Consider the following 988-nt stretch of genomic DNA (forward strand, 5'->3'; position numbering starts at 1 on the left):
TTGCGCTTTCGTGGTGGTTCGCGCCAGCGATATCGCAAGGCATGGAGATTTTGGCGCAGGGCCGCCAAGGAAGGTTGAGTAAAGATGGTCGCGATCAGAGAGGCGACGATCTGGCGGGTTGCGCGCCACAGTAGCGGGCGCCCGTCGCTCAAGGGGGAGAGACACCCAACTCCTGCGAGAGGGGTTCGGTCACAAGCGCGATGAGGAAGTGTGCAAGGATCCAAGGCTTTGCGATCCTTGGGTCCTTGGCGGGAGGAGAGCGCAGCCCGATCAGGCTCTTCAGGCGCTTGAAGGCGAGTTCGATGCGCCAGCGCATGCGGTAGAGCTTGAGGACCGTATCGGCGGGAAACTCCTCCCGGTCAAGCGAGGTCACAAGCAGGACGAAGCCGGCCGCAATCAGCGTCTGCGGTTGAACCTTGTTGCCCTTGGCCCTGGCTTCCTTGTTGATTTTGCGCCGCGCTTCTTGTGCCGCGGCCTCGGATTTGCGCAAGGCGATCAGGCGCATCTTCACAGGCTCGCCCTTCTTGAGTGCCAGCCGGGCAGGCGTTTCGCAGACTTCCTCCCGGCAGCTCTCCAGGTAGCCGATGAGATCGAACGCCCTGCCGTTGGCGTCGAGCCATCGCGCGTTTTTCCACGACGCGCGCACAACAACATCGCCGCCTTGCGCCATCACCTTGGCGATCCGCTCGGCCTGCAGATAGGCGCGGTCACCGATGCGGATCTCGCCCGGCACCACCGGCACGCGGTCGATCAACTCGGCCTCGCTCTGATCGGTGATCTCGATGAAGTCGAACTGCTCGCGCTCAAGCTCAAAGGCGCAGTGCATGCGCCAAAGACCATTGTTCTTCTTCTCATACGCACCGGCCTTGGCAACCGCTGTCGCATCGAGGATGCGAACCAGTCGGCCTTTGGCCAAACCTGCATCCTCGCGCTTCAAAAGGTGCCCAATCAACTGCTGCAGCCATGGTCCTGCATTGCGCAGCCGGCC

1 protein-coding gene is annotated in these 988 nt (G+C 62.2%); it reads right to left on the reverse strand.

The features are described 5' to 3' along the window. Nucleotides 1–148 precede the first annotated feature (148 nt). Nucleotides 149–988 (reverse strand): transposase (locus NKI06_RS30810; protein ID WP_502900633.1); only part of this gene is annotated, 840 nt, incomplete at its 5' end.

This window comes from Mesorhizobium sp. M0772 (assembly GCF_040320135.1).
Taxonomy (GTDB): domain Bacteria; phylum Pseudomonadota; class Alphaproteobacteria; order Rhizobiales; family Rhizobiaceae; genus Mesorhizobium.